The sequence below is a fragment of the Rhodococcus sp. (in: high G+C Gram-positive bacteria) genome, assembly GCF_049286785.1.
Taxonomy (GTDB): domain Bacteria; phylum Actinomycetota; class Actinomycetes; order Mycobacteriales; family Mycobacteriaceae; genus Rhodococcus_F.
The window spans coordinates 1-3,572 of sequence record NZ_JBAQEO010000555.1; the positions used below are offsets into that span (position 1 = coordinate 1).

Annotated in this window: 5 protein-coding genes; 1 reads left to right on the top strand and 4 read right to left on the bottom strand. The window is 66.8% G+C overall.

Annotated elements, in window-relative coordinates; translation table 11 throughout:
- Window positions 1-214, bottom strand: a 214-nt coding sequence (locus WAW17_RS20045) for a hypothetical protein (protein WP_422334670.1), incomplete at its 3' end; no start/stop codon positions are given.
- 133 nt (window positions 215-347) lie between these two features.
- Window positions 348-923: a helix-turn-helix domain-containing protein gene (locus tag WAW17_RS20050; RefSeq protein ID WP_422334671.1), complete on the bottom strand. Its 576-nt coding sequence runs from the start codon at window positions 921-923 to the stop codon at window positions 348-350.
- A gap of 47 nt (window positions 924-970) precedes the next feature.
- Here WAW17_RS20050 and WAW17_RS20055 point away from each other — a divergent pair, with 47 nt between their 5' ends.
- Complete coding sequence (locus WAW17_RS20055) at window positions 971-1,807, top strand: class I SAM-dependent methyltransferase (protein ID WP_422334672.1); 837 nt, start codon at window positions 971-973, stop codon at window positions 1,805-1,807.
- Window positions 1,808-1,860: 53 nt separating this feature from the next.
- Here WAW17_RS20055 and WAW17_RS20060 read toward each other — a convergent pair whose 3' ends face one another.
- Window positions 1,861-2,280 (bottom strand): very short patch repair endonuclease, encoded by a 420-nt coding sequence (locus tag WAW17_RS20060; RefSeq protein ID WP_422334673.1) that lies wholly within the window; start codon window positions 2,278-2,280, stop codon window positions 1,861-1,863.
- Window positions 2,281-2,303: 23 nt separating this feature from the next.
- Window positions 2,304-3,449: a DNA cytosine methyltransferase gene (locus tag WAW17_RS20065; protein ID WP_422334674.1), complete on the bottom strand. Its 1,146-nt coding sequence runs from the start codon at window positions 3,447-3,449 to the stop codon at window positions 2,304-2,306.
- Window positions 3,450-3,572 lie beyond the last annotated feature (123 nt).

A 3,572-nucleotide genomic window follows, 5' to 3' on the forward strand; every position in this document is an offset into this window, starting at 1 on the left:
CTACTTGGTCGGCCCGCGCGTAGTCACCCTTGGCGGAGAGGTTGTTGGCGAGTGCCGCCTGGTCGCTGCAGAATTCTTCGTCGGCGGGGTTGGACGGGGGGTTGCTGATGTAGGTGTCGCCCGGGGCCGCGGAGGCGAACGCGGCGGCGCCGGCGAACGGAGCCCCCACCGTGGCAAGCACGAGAAAAGCCGCCGCGGCGACTTTGCGAATCATGGGTTCCTCCGAGGGTGACACGGTTGTTCGAAGTGTTGTTCCGAATGCCCTCATCCTCCCCCGTTCCGGGGCGCGTCACCATACCCCTGGGGTGTAAAAAGACAACCCCGCAATCGAATGACCGGATACGGAATCAATGGGCTGGCGGGCCCATCACGTGGGCCCGTTCGCCATCGTGGGTGAGGATGGTGAGGATCTCCGCCGGCCCGTCGTGTGCGCCGAAGGCATGGGGGATCATGGTGGAGAATTCTGCTGCGTTCCCGGCTTCGACCAGGATGGCCCGGTCGCCGAGCCGAAGGTCCACAGTGCCTGAGAGGGCGATGAACCAGTCTCGTCCGGGGTGAACGCCGAGCCCCTCGGGCGGTGGAGGGGGAGTGGTGAAACGCATCTTCGCGACGGTCATCTCATACGGAGTGCGTTCGCGGGCGAGTGTCCAGATCGTCGTGCCTTCCCGTTCGCTGCGATGTGGCCTGATCACGACGTCGTCGTCGCTCGGGGACTCGACGAGCTGATCGAGGGTGGTGCCGAGGGCTCGAGCGATCTGCAGCAGCTGATCTACTGCAATCCTGCGCTGTCCGGTCTCGATCCGACTCAGGTTCGAGGGACTGAGGAAACTGCGCTGGGCAAGGACGTCCAACGACCATCCACGAGCGAGACGCAAGGCTCGGATGCGGCGGCGAATGAGGCCATCCAATTCTTCTTGCTTCATAGACAAGAGTGTATGCCTCTAGGGCACCCCGCTCCTAGGATGGAGTCATGCCTTCAGCCCACCATCACTTTCACGATCCCCGCCACGACCCGGGGCTCGTCGACATGATCGAGCTCGAGGCGATCGTCTCCCGCAAATACCTGGCCGAGATCACTTCCTGGGTGCACAGCCTGGCTGCCGGGACACCGATCCGACGCATTGTCGACGTCGGCGCGGGCACCGGTTCCGCCGGCATCGCACTGGCCACCTTGTTCGCCGATGCCGATGTCGTCGCGACCGACATCTCCGAGGACATGCTGCGCCGAGTTCGCGAGCGGGCCGAAGAAACTGGTGTCCAGACACGGGTATCGACCGCGCAGATGGACATGAGCAAACCCTGGTCGATCCCGGGCTCGTTCGATCTTGCATGGGCATCATCGTGCCTGCACGAGATTCACGATCCGGATCGCGCGTTTCGCAACCTCTTCGACGGGCTCAATCCCGGCGGTCTTCTGGTCGTCGTCGAGATGGACACGGCACCACGATTTCTGACCGACGAGGTAGGCGATGGTCTCGAATCGCTTATCCGCCAAGCGCTTCAGAGCAAGCGGGCTGGTCACCCCGATCATCCCGACTGGACCTCGAACCTGGCGCAGACCGGATTCGACCTCGTCGAGCGTCGACAGTTCATCGTCGACGAACGCCCCGACGGCGGGGGCGCCGGGGGCCGCTATGCACAGGCGTACCTCGAACGTGTGGGCCCCGTCGTCCGTCCGACACTCTCCCCGGCGGACCGCGATGTACTCGATGCGCTCCTCGCAGAGACCGGTCCGTCCAGCCTCCGACGCCGCGACGACCTGCATATCCGCGGCACCCGGACGGCGTGGGCCGTCCGACGACCCTGATCGAACGACCGCGGAGCGGGGCGCTGCCGGCGGTTCCGGCTCCGACGGCGCGCTTACGGGAGCGGCGGCCGCATCTGCTGCAGAGCTTCCTGCACCCTGTCAGCCGCCACGGCGGGATTCTCGTGTTCCCAGATCCGCACCACCGTCCACCCGGCCTCGGCGAGCCTTGTGTCGGTATCACGGTCCCGGGTGACGTTTCCGGCGAGCTTGTCGGCCCACCACTGGGCGTTGTTCTTGGGGAATGTTGCGTGCTGCGGGCAGCTGTGCCAGAAGCAGCCGTCCACGTATACCGCCACCTTGCGTCGCGGGAAGACCAGATCGGCGCGCCGGCGGATGCCTTTCATCGGGGCCCGGTCCACGAAGTACCGGACGCCGCGCCGGTGCAGTTCGCGGCGCAGGGCGAGTTCGGGCTCGGTGTCGCGCCGACGTTGTGCGCTCATCCGGGCGCTGGTCCGGGGATCGGTGGGAGGCATCGGGTGTCCGTCGGTGCGGGTTGTCAGGCCGCGGCCTCGGGGAAGCCCCCCATCCGGTCCAGGTGGTTCTCGACGTCGTCGATGAAGCCCGGTACGAAACGTAGGTTGCCCATCCGGGCCCGTTTGAGGAATCCGGCGGTGGCGCGGGCCGACAGCAACCGGGTGTCCTCGAGGAACCCGCTGAGATCCTCGTACGGTTCCTGGACCGGCCAGGTGGACGTGTGGACGCGGAACGACTGCCGGTTGCTGCCCCATGCGGCGGCAGGCCAGGCGTCGCCCGGTTTCAGGGGCGACTCGGTGCCGCGGTCGTAGGGCAGCGGCGACAGGAGGCGCTGGCCCACCCAGGACGCCATCCGCACGCTGACCGCGTTGCCCACCAGCTTCCACCGATGGCTGTTGCGGAGCCCGGGAACGAGCGCGGCGGGTGCGGTCCAGTCCGGGTCGAAACCCTGGAGACGTTCGGCGTCCACGAGGCCCGGGGTGACGATTTCGCCCGACGGCAGACGCACCGCGGGCGGGCTCGCGATCCCGACGGACGAGCCGCCCTTGAGTGTCGGGACGGCGTTGACGGCCCATCCGAGGCCGCGGGTCCCCTCGGTCCAGTAGAACCCGCACGGGTGGTCGGCGTGATCGTCGACGGGTCGTTCCCCGGCGTCCTGGCCGAACAGCACGGACCGTGGGTCATCGGTGCGCGAGGCCAGCATCAGAACCCGCTGCCGACGCTGGGGCAATCCGAATGCGCGTGCGTCGACCACCCGGTACGCCCACATGTAGCCGAGGTCTTCGAGTGCGTCGGTGATGTGTCTCATAGCCGCGCCACGGCCGAGTTGCAGCATGAACGGGACGTTCTCCATCAGCAGCCAGCGCGGGCCTTTCTTGCGCTTGACCAACCGGAAGACCTCGTCCACCAGACTGGAGCGGGTGCCCGTGATTCCCGCGGTCCGTCCGGCCTGGGAGAGGTCCTGGCACGGGAATCCTGCCGCCACCAACTCGATGTCCCGGGGGAGTGACCGCAGTGTGGTGACATCGGAATGCACCGGGACATCAGGGAATCGGGTACGCAGAACCGCCTGAGCACCCAGGTCGATTTCACACAGCAGTTCGGTGTTCCAGCCGTGTTCCCGCAGGCCCAGCTCGAGCCCACCGATACCGGCGAACAAGCCGACCATGCTCCCGGTTGACGTCACGGCATCCTTCCTCACGAACCAGTCACCCGAGAACGTTACTCGAGATCTGCGCCCGCTCCGACCAACGACTCGTCCGGACTTCTCGCCCGCGTGCGCCAGGCGCGC

Coding starts and splice junctions, on each gene's coding strand:
- WAW17_RS20060 (WP_422334673.1), bottom strand. CDS start 2,280: ATGCCTCCCACCGATCCCCGGACCAGCGCCCGGATGAGCGCACAACGT.
- WAW17_RS20065 (WP_422334674.1), bottom strand. CDS start 3,449: ATGGTCGGCTTGTTCGCCGGTATCGGTGGGCTCGAGCTGGGCCTGCGG.
- WAW17_RS20050 (WP_422334671.1), bottom strand. CDS start 923: ATGAAGCAAGAAGAATTGGATGGCCTCATTCGCCGCCGCATCCGAGCC.
- WAW17_RS20055 (WP_422334672.1), top strand. CDS start 971: ATGCCTTCAGCCCACCATCACTTTCACGATCCCCGCCACGACCCGGGG.